Origin of the sequence: Acidovorax sp. YS12, assembly GCA_021496925.1 — a bacterium.
GTDB lineage: Bacteria > Pseudomonadota > Gammaproteobacteria > Burkholderiales > Burkholderiaceae_C > Paenacidovorax.
Map to the genome: position 1 here is coordinate 3,296,139 of CP053915.1, position 17,305 is coordinate 3,313,443.

Annotated in this window: 17 protein-coding genes; 10 read left to right on the forward strand and 7 right to left on the reverse strand. The window is 58.9% G+C overall.

Features of this window, described 5'->3' with window-relative positions; translation table 11 throughout:
- Positions 1–3: 3 nt before the first annotated feature.
- The 7 genes from YS110_14870 to YS110_14900 form a co-directional block, all read right to left on the reverse strand.
- Complete coding sequence (locus YS110_14870; protein UJB65947.1) at positions 4–2,715, reverse strand: sensor histidine kinase KdpD; 2,712 nt, start codon at positions 2,713–2,715, stop codon at positions 4–6.
- A gap of 207 nt (positions 2,716–2,922) precedes the next feature.
- Complete coding sequence (locus YS110_14875; GenBank protein ID UJB65948.1) at positions 2,923–3,378, reverse strand: PTS sugar transporter subunit IIA; 456 nt, start codon at positions 3,376–3,378, stop codon at positions 2,923–2,925.
- A gap of 154 nt (positions 3,379–3,532) precedes the next feature.
- Positions 3,533–5,632 (reverse strand): potassium-transporting ATPase subunit KdpB, encoded by a 2,100-nt coding sequence (gene kdpB / locus YS110_14880; protein UJB65949.1) that lies wholly within the window; start codon positions 5,630–5,632, stop codon positions 3,533–3,535.
- Positions 5,633–5,646: 14 nt separating this feature from the next.
- On the reverse strand, positions 5,647–6,321 hold the full coding sequence (gene kdpC / locus YS110_14885) for a potassium-transporting ATPase subunit KdpC (GenBank protein UJB65950.1): 675 nt from the start codon (positions 6,319–6,321) through the stop codon (positions 5,647–5,649).
- Positions 6,322–6,330: 9 nt separating this feature from the next.
- The gene (gene kdpA, locus YS110_14890) at positions 6,331–8,034 is read right to left on the reverse strand and encodes a potassium-transporting ATPase subunit KdpA (protein UJB65951.1); all 1,704 of its coding nucleotides are present in this window, start codon (positions 8,032–8,034) and stop codon (positions 6,331–6,333) included.
- Positions 8,035–8,164: 130 nt separating this feature from the next.
- Positions 8,165–8,245 (reverse strand): K(+)-transporting ATPase subunit F, encoded by an 81-nt coding sequence (gene kdpF, locus YS110_14895; protein ID UJB67469.1) that lies wholly within the window; start codon positions 8,243–8,245, stop codon positions 8,165–8,167.
- 47 nt (positions 8,246–8,292) lie between these two features.
- Entirely contained in the window at positions 8,293–8,994 is a 702-nt protein-coding gene (locus YS110_14900) for a hypothetical protein (GenBank protein ID UJB65952.1), read from the reverse strand.
- A 344-nt stretch (positions 8,995–9,338) separates the two neighbouring features.
- Here YS110_14900 and YS110_14905 point away from each other — a divergent pair, with 344 nt between their 5' ends.
- The 10 genes from YS110_14905 (at position 9,339) to YS110_14950 (ending at position 17,299) form a co-directional block, all read left to right on the forward strand.
- Positions 9,339–9,485 carry a hypothetical protein gene (locus tag YS110_14905; GenBank protein UJB65953.1) on the forward strand — a complete coding sequence of 49 codons (147 nt, stop codon included), beginning with the start codon at positions 9,339–9,341 and terminating at the stop codon, positions 9,483–9,485.
- Positions 9,472–10,032, forward strand: coding sequence for a GNAT family N-acetyltransferase (locus YS110_14910; GenBank protein UJB65954.1), 561 nt, complete (start codon positions 9,472–9,474; stop codon positions 10,030–10,032). The genes YS110_14905 and YS110_14910 overlap by 14 nt, the downstream gene beginning before the upstream one ends.
- Positions 10,033–10,068: 36 nt before the next feature.
- Positions 10,069–11,718, forward strand: coding sequence for a RimK family protein (locus tag YS110_14915; GenBank protein ID UJB65955.1), 1,650 nt, complete (start codon positions 10,069–10,071; stop codon positions 11,716–11,718).
- A 31-nt stretch (positions 11,719–11,749) separates the two neighbouring features.
- A complete protein-coding gene (locus YS110_14920; protein ID UJB65956.1) occupies positions 11,750–12,676 on the forward strand; it encodes a LysR family transcriptional regulator in 927 nt (308 codons plus the stop codon).
- A gap of 13 nt (positions 12,677–12,689) precedes the next feature.
- A complete protein-coding gene (locus YS110_14925) occupies positions 12,690–12,917 on the forward strand; it encodes an EexN family lipoprotein (GenBank protein UJB65957.1) in 228 nt (75 codons plus the stop codon).
- 216 nt (positions 12,918–13,133) lie between these two features.
- Positions 13,134–15,137 carry a conjugal transfer protein TraG gene (locus YS110_14930; GenBank protein ID UJB65958.1) on the forward strand — a complete coding sequence of 668 codons (2,004 nt, stop codon included), beginning with the start codon at positions 13,134–13,136 and terminating at the stop codon, positions 15,135–15,137.
- Positions 15,134–15,598: a ribbon-helix-helix protein, CopG family gene (locus YS110_14935; GenBank protein UJB65959.1), complete on the forward strand. Its 465-nt coding sequence runs from the start codon at positions 15,134–15,136 to the stop codon at positions 15,596–15,598. Before YS110_14930 ends, YS110_14935 begins: the two co-directional genes overlap by 4 nt.
- Positions 15,595–16,644: a P-type conjugative transfer ATPase TrbB gene (gene trbB, locus YS110_14940; protein ID UJB65960.1), complete on the forward strand. Its 1,050-nt coding sequence runs from the start codon at positions 15,595–15,597 to the stop codon at positions 16,642–16,644. The genes YS110_14935 and trbB overlap by 4 nt, the downstream gene beginning before the upstream one ends.
- On the forward strand, positions 16,641–17,030 hold the full coding sequence (locus YS110_14945) for a TrbC/VirB2 family protein (GenBank protein ID UJB65961.1): 390 nt from the start codon (positions 16,641–16,643) through the stop codon (positions 17,028–17,030). The genes trbB and YS110_14945 overlap by 4 nt, the downstream gene beginning before the upstream one ends.
- Entirely contained in the window at positions 17,027–17,299 is a 273-nt protein-coding gene (locus tag YS110_14950; protein ID UJB65962.1) for a VirB3 family type IV secretion system protein, read from the forward strand. Before YS110_14945 ends, YS110_14950 begins: the two co-directional genes overlap by 4 nt.
- Positions 17,300–17,305 lie beyond the last annotated feature (6 nt).

Here is a 17,305-nt window from a genome sequence, read left to right on the forward strand (position 1 = left end):
CTCTTATGGCTCCAAAGCCGGCGGCTCGCCGCGTGGCAAGACCATGCGGATGAGCGTTCCCCGCCCGTTCGGGCCGGGCAGCGCTTCCACTTTTCCCATATGGGCACCCACAATCCCTTGGACGATGGTCAACCCTAGGCCTGTTCCGTGCTTTCCCCGATCACCACGCTCGACGCTATAGAACATGTCGAATATCCGACGCCGCTCTGCCTCGGGGATACCTGGCCCCATGTCGGAGATGTCTATGCGAACCGTATTGCATTCAAATGGCACAGCGCTGACCTCAATGGGTCTGTCGGGAGGCGAGTATTTTGCGGCGTTCTCCATGACGTTAAAGATGGCCTGCTCAATCAATGCCGGGTGTACGTGGATAAGGCCTAAGCTTGGATCGATCTGGCTTTGAATCTTCACGCCCGGCACATACCGTTGGAGACGATGCCCTGCTGAGCCAATCAATTCATCAACACCGATCCAGTCGCGCGTCAATGTCAGTCCCTGTTGGCCAAGCCGGGTCATGTCCAGCAGGTTCTGGATATAGCGGTCCAGACGCTCTCCTTCGGTGTGGATCGTCTCCAACAAGCTGTTCTGGTCATCCGTCCCCATATCCTTGCCATAGCGGCTGAGGCTTTCGGCGGCACCGATGATCGAGGAGAGTGGGGAACGCAGGTCGTGCGATACGGAGGAAAGTAAGGCCGAACGCAGACGCTCGGTTTCACTAGTGATCCGCGCTGTCTCCAACTCATCGACCAAGCATGTGCGCAGGGCCGCTTGCCCTATGTCCTCCACCATGCTCTCCGCGAGGCGACGTTGCTCAAATGCAAGACGGCCGGTATTGGCTGGAAACCGCAGGCCAACCACTCCCAGCGCCTCCGTGTCCGAGAGAATCGGCAGGAACCACCAGTTCGAGTCAGTAAGTGTGTCCGTATGGCGGCCGCTCGGTTGCCCATGCCGCTGCGCCCAGTCGGCCGCCACCATGTCTGTTTCAGTCATCTCGCGAACAGCGTCTGCAGGCCCAGAATCTCCTTTGATTCGTATCCATGCTTGTGCACGCATGGTTGCCTGTAGAACCGACGATCCTGCACTAATCACTTGCCCCAGATCAGCCGACTTCGAGAGCGCGCGCCCCAGCTTCTGCATTGCTGCGGCGTGGCCATTGGCGGCACGCAACGCCACAACTTGCATTCGCAGCCGGGATGCTAGCCGCCCCGCGATCAGGGCCGCACCGAGAAACAACAACACCGTGGCCACCCCGCGGTGGGCACTGATCAGGAAAGTAAAGCGTGGCTCGATGAAAAAGAAGTCATAGGCCAAAAAGCAAATCACTGCGGTGATAACCGCCGAAGTCATGCGCGTGCGAGAGGCGACCAATAGCACAGCCACTAGGAAAACCATGGAAAGGTCTTGCAGCCCTGCAAAGCGCTCAACCAGAGCCGCCACAGCAGTGGCGCCCGCGCTGGTCAGCAAGATCAACATTGGTTCTCGCCGCGAGAGGCGCTTGCTTGCGACTTCGGCTAGCCGCAACGAGCGGCGGCGGGCTTGGGGTGTACTGATGATGGTCAGTTCGTAGCGCGCACCACGTGACAGCAGTTGCTGAGTCAGCGTGCGGTTAAACATCCGTGCGACCGGTCTTTCGCGCGTGCGGCCGATGACGATGGATTTGGCGCCTCGCAGCTCGGCTGCGTCCAGCAGGCCTTGGGCGATGTCCGTGTCGTGAAGCACTTCCGTTTCGCCGCCAAGGCTGCGTGCCAGGGCGAATGCCTTGTCAATTTCCAGCTGGCGTGCTTGCTCCACCCGAATGACTGCCGAAGCGCCGCCTGGCGCGTCCGCAGCAGAAATTGTTGCTTGTGCGGAGTGGCCCGTGTCTACGGTCACCACCGACCACGGGGCGCCACGGCGCTCCGCAATACGAACCCCGGCTCGCACCATGTATTCGGATTGGCCCATACCGTCGATCGCTATCAGCACGTGGCGCCGTATCGAGACGCCTGTCAAGCCGCGGGCGGTGCGTGTCTCTCGCAGGTCGGCATCGACATGCTCAGCCACGGTTTGCATCGCTAATTCGCGCAACGCTGTGAGATTAGACGGTGAAAAGAAGGCTTGCAGAGCTCTCGCGGCCTGCTCTGGAAGGTAGACCTTCCCGTCATTGAGCCGCTCAATCAGTTCACGTGCAGGGAGATCCACGAGACGGATGTCCCTCAGACGCTCGAACACTGCATCGGGTACTGTCTCGCTCACACGAATACCGGTGATCTGATGCACCACGTCATTCAGGCTTTCTAGATGCTGAATGTTGACGGTGGTGTAAACATCGATACCTGCATCCAGCAGTTCGTCGACGTCTTGCCATCGGCGCTCGTGCCGGCTCCCCGGGGCATTGCGGTGAGCAAGTTCATCCACCAATGCTATTGCCGGCTTTCGCGCCAGCAGACCATCGAGGTCCATTTCCTCCAGAACACGTCCTTGATATTCGACTTTCCGACGTGGCAACTGGGGCAATCCTTCCAGCAAGGCGAGGGTTTCCGCTCGTCCGTGAGTCTCCACAATGCCGATGAGCACATCGATGCGTTGGCGGTGCAACTCGCGTGCACGCATCAGCATTGCGTAGGTCTTCCCTACCCCTGGGGCAGCCCCTAGAAACACCGTAAGCCGGCCGGCGGCCTGGCGGCGAAGCTCGCCTATGAGAGCATCAGCCTTTTTTGCATTCTCGATACTCATCGTTGTTCATCCCATTTCATCCTAGGGCGGTATTTGTAGAACTGCTTTATTGAAAAAAAGGACGGCTGGTCAAGGACCAATCCTCTAGTAGCTGCAATCTGCAATCGCGTATCCTCCCAGCCGTCCAAAAGGGAAACCGTTTGGCTCCTACACAGCGATCACTACGCCTTCATGACCGATCCTCATGTCGAGATTGAAGCAACCCGCTCAATGGGGCCATCGTTCAAATAGCCGCAACACATCAGCAGGGTTCAGACAAGCGCGCAGTGCCGTCCTGAACCCTGGTTCAGAAAACAGTGATGCGACATGGGCGAGGACATCCAGATGCTCTTGCGTCGCTGGCGCGGGTACGAGCAAAACAACAATGTCAGTGACTGGATGGCCGTCTGCCGCATAGGACATCATTGGCACAATTGGTCGCACGTAAAGAACCCGAATATTGTTGAGGCCGATTACGCGTGCATGAGGAACAGCTACGCCATTACCCAAAGCGGTTGATGCCGCAAGCTCCCGCCGATGCAAGGCGGCCGTGACGGACTCGTGGGCGACCCGATGGGTCTTTTCCATGTGTTGACCGATCGCCTCGAACAGGCATTTTTTGCTCGCGGCTTGAAGATTCAGAAGAATATCCTCGTTCGCAAGATGACGGCTCAGGGTACTCATACGGCTTCCTCACTCCCCGTACAACGGCTTTCATTTCGATATCGCTCATAGAAACCCCAAAGAGGGATGTGCCATCCGCTTGCGATGGGGGTATACGAAAATGGATCGGGGGCGACGCTTTCATATCGCCCCCACCAAAGCGCCGCGGCTGCTATCAGAAGAATGGGGTCAACAGGATGTCGATCAGCTTGATCCCGATGAATGGTGCGATGAGGCCACCGACCCCGTAGATCAGCAGGTTGCGCCTGAGCAGATGCGAGGCAGGTTCGGCCCGATACTTCACCCCACGCAGGGCAAGCGGGATCAAGGCAACGATGATCAGCGCATTGAAGATCACTGCGGACAGAATCGCCGAACTGGGGCTGTGCAGTCCCATCACGTTCAAGGCCCCTAATGCCGGATAAGTGGCGACGAACGCGGCCGGAATGATCGCGAAGTACTTCGCCAGGTCATTCGCCACACTGAACGTGGTCAATGCCCCTCGCGTCATGATCATTTGTTTGCCCACCTCGACGACACGCAGAAGCTTGGTGGGATTGCTGTCCAGATCCACCATGTTGCCGGCTTCCTTCGCTGCTTGTGTGCCACTGTTCATGGCCACGGCCACGTCAGCCTGCGCAAGGGCTGGCGCGTCGTTGGTACCGTCGCCCGTCATGGCCACCAAGTGGCCCTCGGCTTGGTACTTGCGGATCAGATTCAATTTGTCTTCGGGCGTGGCTTCAGCCAGGAAGTCGTCCACGCCCGCGTCAGCGGCAATCGTAGCGGCAGTGAGCTTGTTGTCGCCCGTGATCATGACCGTCTTGATGCCCATAGAACGCAGTTGGCCGAAGCGCTCCTTGATCCCACGCTTGATGATGTCTTTGAGCTCGACAACGCCGATGACGCGGGGGCCATCGGCCACAACCAGCGGAGTGCTGCCGCGCCGAGAAATTTCCTCGACTGTCAGGTTGACGGCTTCAGGGAACGTCCCGCCGGCACGCTCCACGTAGGCGCGGATCGCCGATGCGGCCCCTTTGCGCAGTTGCCGATCATCGATGTCGATGCCGCTCATGCGGGTCGTTGCACTGAAGGGGATGGGCTCGGCACCATCCAGTGTCCGAGACTTGACATTGAAGCTGCCTTTGGCCAGCGTCACAATGGAACGGCCTTCCGGCGTTTCGTCAGCCAGCGAAGCCAGGTAGGCAGCATTGGCAACAGCCGACTCTGACAGGCCCGGAGCGGAGACAAATCTGACAGCCTCGCGGTTGCCCAAGGTGATCGTGCCAGTCTTATCGAGCAGGAGCACGTCAACGTCACCGGCAGCTTCAATTGCACGACCAGAGGTCGCCAGAACATTGGCATTCATCATCCGGCTCATACCGGCGATGCCTACTGCCGAGAGTAGCGCGCCAATGGTGGTCGGAATCAGGCACACCAGCAAGGCAATGAGGACCGTGATGCTCACTGGCTGTCCTGCGCCATTGACCTGTACGCCGAAAATAGAGAATGGCAACAGTGTCATGCACACCAGCAGGAAGATCAGCGTCAGGGCGACCAACAGGATGTTCAGCGCAAGCTCGTTCGGTGTCTTGCCTCGCTTGGCACCCTCGACCATAGCGATCATGCGGTCAAGGAACGCCTCGCCAGGCTTCGCCGTGACACGCATGATGATCCAGTCGGAAAGAACGCGGGTCCCGCCGGTAACCGAGCTGAGATCGCCACCAGCCTCGCGGATCACCGGGGCCGACTCCCCAGTGATGGCTGACTCATCGACCGAAGCGACACCAACCAGGACTTCACCGTCCGCTGGGATGGTCTCTCCGGCGTTGACGTGGACATAGGCGCCCACGGCCAATTCGTCGCTGGGAACAGGCCAACTCGTACTGTCCAGACGGGGTTCCTTGAGTACACGGGCAACCACTCGCCGGCGAGAGGCGCGCAGCGCCTGGGCATGCGCTTTGCCGCGGCCTTCGGCCAAGGCCTCGGCTCCGTTGGCGAAGAGCACGGTGAACCAGAGCCAGGCAGCCACTGCAAAAATGAAGCCCGCAGGGGCGTCGCCATCTCCTCGCACGGCCTGAATCCCCAGAACCGTTGCCACGATGCTGCCGACATACACGACAAACATCACTGGATTCTTCATCTGTACACGCGGAGACAGCTTACGGAACGCTTCACCAATGATTGAGGTCCATGGCAAGGCGCCGGGCTGAGGGTCTGGCTGTTTCCCAGACGGGCCGGTGCTATTGGTAGATGTGATGACTTCTGTTTGGGACATAAAAACTCCCAGCCTTATTGAGTGACTGGCCGGGCCTTGAAGGCCTCGTCCAGTGCGAGGTTGAGTTCCAGCACGTTGACGCGGGGTTCGCCAAGAACGCCGAGCTGACGTTGCGCTGTGTTCTGTTCCAGCACCGACAGCACATCCTGCTCAGGCACATTGCGCGCCTTTGCCACCCGGGACACTTGCAGCCGGGCGTTCGCTAACGAGATGTGCGGATCAAGACCGGAGGCAGATGCGGTCACCGCATCGACCGGTACCTTCGCATCGGCGGCCAGACCGTTTTCCTCGCGATAGGCTTTGGTGCGCTCTGCCACGGCGTCGAGCAGTTTCTTGCTCAACGCACCTTGGTTGCTCGCACCGCTGTTGGCAGCGTTGTACGGCTGGTCGATCGAATTGGCTGGATCGTTCGGGTCTGTGCCGGAGGTGGCACTGGGGCGGCCATGGAAATACTGAGGCTGCGTGAAAAGCTGACCAATGACACGCGAGCCTACGGCCTGCCCATTGCGAGCAACCAAGCTGCCCTGCGCCTGATCGCGAAACAGCAGTTGGGCCGCACCGGTGGTTGCCAGTGGATACATCAGCCCGGTCACGACCATGAAGAACACTGCAGAAACAAGCACCGGGCGGACGACACCGCTGAATGCCGATGTCACGGCCGGGCTGACCTGTGTTTGAATTTCAGTCATAGCTACTCCTTAGAAGGTCTGGCCCGTGAGCATCAGCAAGTGCTCCACGATGGGGCCCAGAGCGAGAGCGGGCAAGAAAGTCAAGCCGCCGACGATGAGGACGATGAACACCAGCAGTCCTGTGAACAGGGGCGTGGCTGTCGAGAGCGTTCCTGCGCTGGCCGGAATGCTGTTCTTGGCTGCCATCACTCCAGCGACCGCAAGCATGGGCAGCAGCGTGAAGTAGCGGCCCACGAGCATGGCCAGGCCGATGGTCGTATTGAAGAACGGTGTATTGGCATTCAGGCCTGCAAATGCAGAGCCGTTGTTCGCTGTACCTGACGTATACGCATACAGGACTTCACTGAAGCCGTGTGGCCCGAGATTGGCCAGGCTTTCCATGGTGGCCGGAACCAGGCATGCGATGGCCGTGAATCCGAGAATGCTCAACGGATGGGCGAGTACGGCGATCATCACGTATTTCATCTCGCGTGCCTCGACTTTCTTGCCCAGGAACTCCGGAGTACGGCCGATCATCATGCCCACAAGGAACACCGTGAGGATGGCGTAGGTGACCAGGTTGATCAGGCCCACGCCATCACCACCGAATACGTTGTTGAGCATCATCTGCGCCAACGGAACGAAACCGCCCATCGGGGTGTAGGAAGCGTGCATCGAGTCCACCGAGCCGGTGGTCGCGGCGGTGGTCACTGCTGCAAACATGCTGCTTTGAGCCACGCCAAAGCGCAGTTCCTTGCCCTCCATGTTGCCGCCACCCTGCAGAGCGGTTTGCGTCTGGTCCACGCCCAGGGGCGTCAACATCGGGTTGCCGGCGTACTCAGCGTTGTAGATCAACGCCAAGAAGCCTACGAACATCACAACGAAGGCGCCAAAGAAGGCCCAGCCCTGGCTGCGGCGCATGATCATCGAGCCGAGCGTGTAAGTCAGCGCCGAGGGGATCAACAGCATGCTGAGCATGTGCAGCGTGTTGGTCAGCGGCGTCGGATTCTCGAACGGATGTGCGGCATTCATGCCGAAAAAGCCCCCGCCGTTGGTGCCGATGTGCTTGATCGTCTCCAAGCTTGCGACCGGCCCCATGATGATCTGTTGCTTGGCTCCTTCGAGCGTGGCAACAACCGCGTCGGCACTCAGCGTTTGCGGCATACCTTGCCAGACATAGATGAGTGCCATCACGAAGCACAGCGGCAGCAAGAGCCGATAGAGCACACGGGTGAAATCCACCCAGTAGTTACCGATGTCGCCCGTGGACCTGCGGCTCAGGCCCCGGATAAATCCCCCCGCGGCAGCCACGCCTGTCGCTGCGCTGACGGACATCAAGAAGGTGATGACCGCCATTTGGGAGAAGTTGGACAGGCTGCTTTCGCCTGAATAGGCTTGCCAGTTGGTGTTGGTGATGAACGAAGCCGCAGTATTGAATGCCAGATCAGGCGATTGAGACGCCCTCGCCAGCGCATCGCCAGGCAAATACTGCTGCGCGCGCAGCAGAACGTAGCCAAGGATCATCATGGCGGCGTTGCTCAGGACGAGGACCATCCCGTAGCGCTTCCATGACATTTTCTCCGACGGGTCAACGCCAAGAACTCGATAGGTGCCGCGCTCCAGAAAACTGTGCGCAGGATTTGTGAAAAGACGTGCCATCCATTTCCCGAGCACCACAACCAGGCCGGTCATGATCACTAGGATGATGGCGAATTGAACAGTGTCGACAGTCATCTTGGACTCCGATCAGATTTTTTCGAGGCCAACGATGAACCCCGCCGTGATTACGAAAAATCCGCAAGTTAATGCGAAAAACAAGAAATCACCCATAAATGCACCTCGATTGATTTGTATGATTTTGCGATCAGAATTTCTCAGGTTTTACCAGTGCATAAAGCAAATATGCAAACAATCCAAACGATATCAATCCGACAATAAAATTCATGATCCACCTTTATTGAAAATGCCGTGCGGCGGGCAAGTTATTAATTTTTAGAAAGAGGCTTGCAGGGCAAACTCAACACGAGAGCCGGCCATACCGGGAAACATTCTTTTTGCGGCGGAGTCCGTCCCGTGCAGCATCAGCCTTGCCTCGAATGGGGCTTGAAATGCCCACACCACGCCCAGGGAACCGTGCGTGTAGCTATCCGCGTAGGCGCTGTCCAGGAAGTAGCGCGCTAGCGTGCCCTCGATACGCCATTTGTCATTGACGGGGTATCGCGCACCGACGAGCGCATAGGTACCAGTTGTCTTGCTGGCCATCGCGTTCGTGGAGTGCCCCACCGACAGCCAGTAGTTGTCGCGCCAAGTGAGCGCCACGTTGATTTCGTTCCAGTTGGGGGAGCCTTGCGCACCGGGGTATTGGTAGCGCAGGTAGTACGCATCAAGCGCCCAGTCTTCTGCCAGCTTGCCGCTCCAGCCCAGAGCGATATCGAATTCGCTACTGGCATCGTTATCTGGCTTGAACTTGACGTTGGAGCCCCAAACCGAGGCATAGAAGCCGGAGTCGTGGGCGTACTTGACCCCTGCCTGAACCGCCGGCTTCTCACGTGTCTGTGAGGAGCCGCGCCACACGTAGTCAGACGTCAGGCTGACATTGCCGGTGAGCTGCGCGGCGGCCATTGAGGGCAGCATCGAAAGAACGGCACCGCCAAGCGCTGCCGCATAGCTCAGGGATGAAAGGGATTTGGACATACCAGGAATTCTTTGAGTGGCGAAATTGCCATTCACCAGTATTTGCCAACACCCCGTAAATTTTCCATTCTCAAATGACGCCTCGGCGTAAATTTTGCGTAATTTTTTCGATATCTCCTTCGGACGAAATTTATGCGGAATTTACGAGACTTGACATTGAATCGACCTATAGTTTATCCACCTTTTTAACTTGGCGTGGATGGTAATGTCGCAGGCACTTCAAGACATATTTTTTGTCGCGCTTGTAGCTGTAGGTTTTGTAGCTTTTTTTCGAGGATTCGATCGTCTCCTGAAGTTGCTCGAAATGTCTCGTCGCTGTAACGAGAGCTCCCACAGTGCCCCCTATGAAAAATGACTTCTGGCTTGCCTGCCTTGCCTTGCTTGTCGTCATCGTGCCACTACTATTGGCATGGTTTATCGTCAGTCTTCCCGATCAAATAAAAAGACGGGAGCTCAAGAAAAGAGCACGAATAACAAATGAAAGACTTTGATATCCGATTGGCTATAAATACTGATCTTCAAGCCCTTTACGAATTGGAAAAAAGGGCATTTTTCACTGATCGGATCAGCTTACGTAGTTGGCGCAGAATGCTCATTAGTCCGTCTGCGACGGTGATCGTCGCCACATCAGAAAACATCATCGTTGGATCAGCAGTTGTTCTTTTCAGAAATAGTACTTCTGTTTCGCGCATTTACTCGGTAGCTGTCAGCGAAGATTTTCAACATTGTGGCATCGGGCGGGCATTGATAACTTATGCATGCCTGATCGCAAATAAGAAAAATCATCGCGAAGTTCGACTTGAGAGTCGAATCGATAACGCAAGCGCTCATAGGCTTTTCCGCTCTCTCGGTTTCTCCCCTTGGGGGAAGCCGGTGGACGGATACTATGCAGATGGAACAGCAGCATGCCGGTTTCGCTTCAGGCTACCGGTTTCACAGCCCGTTTTGAATGAAAAACCCATGGCGATTCATCACTTACCACACAGGTCAGAAGAATCTGATCCCGGGGCAGCCTCATTCAGTCGCGCGCACCATTGATTTAACTAGGCAAATGCGCGCGCACAGGAGAATTTTATGAACTCGGATCATCTTATCATCGTTGAGAAGGCTTCGGATTTCCGCTGGAGTAATCCGGAAATTGAGATTGTGACTGCGGAGCAATATCTTGCCGATGGGCCTCGAATACGAAGTCGTCCGCGAAAAGTTATCAATCTGTGCCGCAGCTACAGCTATTTGAGTGTGGGCTACTATTGCTCACTTCTCGCGGAGGCTCGTGGAGACAGGGTAACGCCAAGTGTTGAGACCATCCTGGAAGTGGCTCGGCGCAAACCCCAAGGCACCATGTTGCCGATACTCAGTTCTCTGGTCGGCCCTCTCAAGGATGTGCCACGCTCCGTGCGAAGTCTTACGTTGCACGTGTTCTTTGGAGAAATTGAAGATCCTCAGTTGGCCACGCTTGCCCGCAAGAGTTTCGAGTTATTCCATTGCCCTTTGCTGGAAATTGAAATTGAACGGGCTGGAAAATCCCATATTTGGGAAGTGTCCGCAGTCCACCCGCTCAAGCCATCGGACGTGAGTCCCGAGCAAGACGATATCCTGGTCCGCGGCTTGGCCAGGTTTACCCGACGCGCTTGGAATCCCCCGCCACGCCCGCGGACTTATCGCATGGCACTCGCGATACTGCATGATCCCAAAGATCCTCTTCCCCCATCCAACTTGAAGACCTTGGCGAGAATTGCCGAAATAGGAGAGAGCATGGATATTTCGGTTGAATTGATCGAAAAAAAAGATCTCTCCAGATTAACCCAGTTTGATGCACTTTTCATTCGCGAAACGACGGCAGTATCACATCATACTTATGAATTTGCGCGTAAGGCAGAATTGGCGGGAATGCCAGTTATTGATGATCCAGCATCTATTCTTCGGTGCGCCAACAAGGCATATCTTGCTGAAATCCTCAAGGGAAACGACATCCCCACTCCAAAGACTTTTCTAATAAGCAAGCAGAGTCTGAATAGTATGGCGATGCTCCTTCCTTATCCGGTAGTGCTGAAGGTCCCTGATGGGGCCTTCAGCAAAAGTGTAAAGAAGGCAAATGATGCAACTCAGCTTCATGATATCTCCCGCGAAATGCTGAAAGAATCGGATGTTATCCTTGCGCAGGAGTTCATGTACACCGCCTTCGATTGGCGTATTGGTGTTTTGGATGGAAAGCCATTGTTTGCCGCCCGTTATCACATGTGCAAAGACCATTGGCAGATCATCAAACATGCTGGGGACGGGAAGTTCCAGGAAGGCCGCGTGGAATCTGTCCAACTGACCGACGTTCCAGGTTCAATTCTGGCGCTGGCATGCACGTCAGCAAAACTGATTGGAGATGGGCTTTACGGCATTGACATCAAATCCAACGATCAGAAGTCTTTCGTTATCGAAATCAATGATAATCCAAATATTGATGTTGACATGGAGGATTATCATGAGGGCGTCGATATTTACAGAAAAATACTAGCCCATATACTGGAACGCTTTGAGAAGCGTCACAAAATATCAAAGGAATATGAAAATATTTCTATTGAATCCACAAATAGAAAATTCAACAAAAATACAAATCATATTAATTCAAATGAAGGAAAGGTGGCCAACAAACAGAGTTCTCAAGGTCCAAACCCAAAAATTCGGAATCGAGATAATTTGGTTGAAGCTGGTATTGTCAATATTAATTAATAATTTCGGCAGAGTCAGGGGTGGATAGATAATGGAATTACGCCATCTCCGTTGCTTTCTGGCCGTGGCTGAGGAGCTTCATTTCGCCAGAGCTGCCGAGCGACTTCACATTGACCAATCTCCGCTGTCGCGCACCATCAAGGAGCTGGAGGAGGACCTTGGCGCACGCTTGTTCGTTCGCACGACCCGTAGCACTCAGCTCACGCGAGCGGGGCGGTTGTTCCTAGAGCATGTCCGACGTGTTTTCCTGGTTCTTAGCCAGGCACGTGATAGTGTGAAGTCCGTTGCCAACGGGTTTCACGGCCAGTTGCGCATTGCGTTGTCCGACGGGATCACGCCATCGCGTCTTCCAACGCTCTTGGCGCAATACCGCGAAGAGGATCCCGAAATCGAAATCAGGCTGTTCGAGGTTCCGCTGGCCCAACAGATCAAGGGGCTGCATGACGACCTGTACGACGCCGGGTTTTCGATGGCCGAAGATGCGGGCGATGGTATTGCGGCGACCCCTGCGTGGGAGGACGAATTGATGCTGGCGGTGCCAGCTCGTCATCCGTTGCTCGCGTTTAAGAAGGTGCCGCTGGAGGAAGTGCTGCGCTATCCGCTGGCACTTGGCGACCCGGCCATCTGCGAAGGTCACGCTCGCCAGGTCGATCGCTTTCTACGCAAGTTAGTGCAGGAACCGCTGATCGCGCAGCGCGTGGCAACCTTCGACGTGATGATGACCTTGGTTTCCGCCGGCCTGGCCTTGGGCCTGGCAGGCGAGGCGCACATCGCCGCTAGCCGCGAGCCGGGTGTCGTGGCTCGCCGCTTGGCAGGCAAACCGCCCATGCTTACGACGTATCTGCTGCGCCGCGATGCGGAGCCTTCCGAAATGCTGGCCCGGTTCATCGAACGAGTGGCCTTCATCGATTCAGCGGATGACCTCGACGATGCCGAAGAATCCCGCCACATCCGATGAAAGGACGGGAACCATGAACAAAGCGATGCTGCTGATGGTCGTCGCCACATTGACGGCATGTGGCCCATCCCAACCTTCGGAAACCGTGGATTTCCTCGTGGCTCATCCCGAGCGCATCAAGGAGATTCAACGGCAATGCAAGGAAGATCGCAAAAAGGTCGGTGATGAACTTTGCCGCCGTGCCGCCGAAGCCGCCAATCGACGCTTCTTCGGTGATCGACCTGAGCAGAAGTCCAAATAGCTCTGCTGTAGTCGCTTCGCAGCGACAAAGTTCTTGCTGCCATCTCACCACGCCGCAACGCGCTCGCGTCTGCGGCGTTTTTATCGCCTTCGCTCCTGCAAGTAATCAGGCTTTTTCGGCCTAAATCACAGCCATAACGGCCTTTGACCGGCCTGCACGCACACCTTGATCCTCGGCGCTGCGGCAACTCAGTGTGCCGTGATTGGAGGCCAGGTCATGCAAGGGACGAACGTGCTGTTCGGTCAGATCGCCGTGGTATTCGGCATCGTGATTGCTGGCGTATGGAGCGCCACGCAATGGACAGCAGCGGCCTTGGGCTATCAACTACGCCTTGGCTCGCCTTGGTTCGATTTTCTTAGCACGCCGATCTACCACCCGTGGAAGCTGTTCGAGTGGTGGTTCTTCTTCGACGCCTACGCGCCGCGCGTGTTCGATACCGGCGGCGCCATCGCGGGCGGCAGCGGCCTGCTGGCGATGGTGGCCGCCATCGGCATGTCGATCTGGCGTTCGCGGCAGTCGCGCCTGGTCACGACCTACGGCTCGGCGCGCTGGGCGAACGTAGATGACATTCGCAAGGCGGGTCTTACGCGGCCTGCCGGAGTGTTCCTGGGCCAGCAGGACCGCCAGTACCTGCGCCATGAAGGCCCGGAACACGTCCTGACCTTCGCGCCCACGCGCTCGGGCAAGGGCGTCGGCCTCGTGGTGCCCACCTTGTTGAGCTGGCCCGCATCCGCCGTCATCCACGACATCAAAGGCGAGAACTGGCAGATCACCGCAGGCTGGCGCTCGCGCTTCTCGCACTGTCTGTTGTTCAACCCGACCGATCCGAAGTCGGCGGCCTACAACCCACTGCTGGAGGTGCGGCGCGGCGCGCATGAGGTGCGCGACGTACAGAACATCGCGGACATTCTGGTCGATCCCGAAGGCGCGCTGGAGAAGCGCAACCATTGGGAAAAGACTTCGCACGCGCTACTGGTCGGGGCCATCCTGCATATGCTCTACGCAGGCGACGACAAGACGCTGCGCGGCGTCGCCAACTTTCTTTCCGATCCGGCCAGCCCCTTCGAGCTGACCTTGCACCGGATGATGACCACGCCGCACCTCGGCGATGGGCCGCATCCGGTCGTCGCATCGGCCGCGCGTGAAGTCCTCAACAAGAGCGACAACGAACGCTCGGGCGTGCTGTCCACGGCCATGTCGTTCCTCGGCCTGTACCGCGATCCCACGGTGGCCGAAGTCACCTCGCGCTGTGACTGGCGCATCGCCGACCTCATTTCCGCCGAGCACCCCGTATCGCTGTACCTGGTGGTGCCGCCTTCGGACATATCGCGGACGAAGCCGCTCATTCGCCTGATCCTCAACCAGATCGGGCGGCGCCTCACGGAATCGCTCGATGGCTCCGACGGCATCGAGCGCCGCCACAAGCTGCTGCTGATGCTCGACGAGTTCCCGGCGCTGGGGCGCCTGGACTTCTTCGAGACGGCGCTGGCCTTCATGGCGGGCTACGGCATCCGCAGCTTCCTCATCGCGCAGTCGCTGAACCAGATTGACAAGGCGTATGGGCAAAACCACTCCATCCTCGACAACTGCCATGTCCGGGTGACGTTCGCCACGAACGACGAACGCACCGCCAAGCGCATCTCCGAGACGCTGGGCACCGCCACCGAGCTGCGCGCGCAGCGCAACTATGCAGGCCACCGGCTGGCGCCGTGGCTGGGCCACCTGATGGTGTCGCGCCAGGAAACCGCGCGCCCGCTGCTGACACCGGGCGAAGTCATGCAGCTTCCGCCCGACGAGGCCGTGGTGATGGTGTCCAGCGTGGCGCCGATCAAGGCCAAGAAGTTGCGCTATTACGCGGACAGCAACTTCAGGCGCCGCGTGCAGCCGCCGCCCGTGCTTGCGGTCGGGCGCTATGCCGACGTGCCGCCCTCGCGGGCCGACGACTGGAGCGAGCTGGCGATTCCCTCCATGCCCGCCACACCAGCCACTGCACCCGCTGATGGCCTGGGCAGTGCCGACGACGGCGGCGGCCCGCGCCGTCAGCCCGAACTCTCTGAAACCGTCGCCTACGACCCCGAGCTGGCCGCAGCCGCAGCCGACCTCGCGCTGCTCGATGACGACGACGACCTGCCACTTCCCCTTCCTCGCCAGCTTGATCCGGCCATGCAGCGCACGGCCCGGCTGGCTTCCCTCGACCCCAACGACGGAATCGAGCTATGAGCCACTACCGCCTCAACCTGTTCATACAGCCGGAGCACGCCAAGCGACTCGACGAGCTGGCCGCCAAGAAAGGCGTGTCCAAGTCGTCCATCGTCGCCGCTGCCTTGGCGTCCTGGCTGTCGCCGGACGCGGCAGACCAGCGCGAGGCAGCCATCGCCAAGCGCCTGGATCGCCTGTCGCGCCACGCCGAGCGCATGGAGCGCGACCAGAACATCCAGATCGAAACGCTGGCCCTGTTCATCCGCTACTTCCTCACGGTGAGCACACCGGTGCCCGAGGCCCACCAAGACGCGGCCCGCGCACAGGGCAAGGCGCGCTTCGAGCAGTTCGTGGAGCAATTGGGCCGCCACCTGCTGCGTGGGCGCAGCCTGGTGCGTGATGTGGTGGAGGAACTGCACCCCGACCCGATGCGGATGGATGACGCGGCGGCAGTTGCCGAAGCGCAGGAGCGTGCCTCATGAGCGCCGTTCCCTCGTCCTTCGCCACCTCGCTCGACCGCCGCATCCAGATGCTCCGTACCGCGATGGGGCCGCTGATCGCTGCCGCGCTCGAAGACCCGGACGTGGTGGAAGTCCTGCTCAATCCTGATCGCACCCTTTGGGTGGATCGGCTTTCATCGGGCCGCGCGCCGATGGGCGTGGAGCTGTCCGAGGCGGATGGCGAGCGAATCATCCGGCTGGTCGCCGCCCACGTCGGCGCGGAAGTCCATCGCGGCCAGCCGCTGCTGTCCGCTGAACTACCCGAAACCGGCGAACGCTTCGAGGGCATCTTGCCGCCGGCGGCGCCGGGGCCGGCCTTCGCGCTGCGCAAGCGCGCCATCGGCGTGATTCCACTGGAGCGGTACGTCATCGACGGAATGATGACCAGCGCGCAGGCGGGCTTTCTCGTTCGCGCCGTGCGCGAGCGACAGAACGTGTTGATCGCCGGGGCTACCAGCAGCGGCAAGACCACGCTCGCCAATGCGCTGCTGGCCGAAATCGCCGCGACGGGCGACCGCGTGCTGGTGCTCGAAGACACCGTGGAGCTGCAATGCGCGGCCCGCGACCACGTGCCGCTGCGAACGCGCGCGGGCGTGGTGTCCATGACCGAGCTGGTGCGCTCGTCCATGCGCCTGCGCCCGGATCGCGTCGTCGTCGGCGAAGTGCGCGGCGCGGAGGCGCTGGATCTCATCAAGGTGTGGGGCACCGGCCATCCGGGCGGCATCGCCACGATCCACGCAGGCTCCGCACTGGGCGCGCTGCTGCGCCTGGAGCAACTGATTCTCGAAGTGGCGGTGAACCCGCCCCGTGCGCTGATCGCGGAAGCGGTCAACGTGGTGATTCACATCGCCGGGCGCGGGCGCAAGCGCCGCATCGAGAGCATCGCCCGCGTCGTCGGTTTCGACGGCGTGGGTTACCGACTGGCGGATGCGATGGAAACACCGTTTCCCGAGATGCCGCCACTTCCCGATGCCGCACCCGCTGCGGCGACTTCCCCATCCCTCGACCTTTCTGGAGAACTGCCATGACAACGCACGCCCATGCTTTCCGTGTTTCCGTAAATCCGCTTCCACGCCGCTCCAGTCCCGCGCGGCTGGATGGCTTGGCTCGCCCGGCCATGCAAGGCTTGATGCTCGCTGCCTTCATGCTGCTGCTTGCGGGCACTGCGCAGGCCGCCGGCTCCTCGATGCCCTGGGAAGGCCCGCTGCAATCCATCCTCGAATCCATCCAGGGGCCGGTGGCGCGCATCGTCGCGGTCATCATCATCATCGCCACGGGCCTCGCGCTCGCGTTCGGTGACACGTCGGGCGGCTTTCGCAAGCTGATCCAGATCGTGTTTGGCCTGTCCATCGCGTTTGCGGCTTCGAGCTTCTTCCTGTCGTTCTTCAGCTTCTCGGGCGGGGCCGTCGTATGAGTGCCCCGGACACCTTCGCGGCCGGGTTCGAGGTGCCGCTGCATCGCTCGCTGACCGAGCCGATTCTGCTGGGCGGCGCGCCGCGCACCGTGGCGATTGCCAACGGCACGTTGGCCGCCGCTGTCGGGCTGGGCCTGCAACTGTGGATTCCCGGTGTCGTGCTCTGGATCGTCGGCCATTCGCTGGCGATGTGGGGCGCGCGCGTCGATCCGCAGTTCATGGCCGTGTTCGCCCGGCACATCAAGCACCGCCCGCTGTTGGACGTGTAGGGGAGG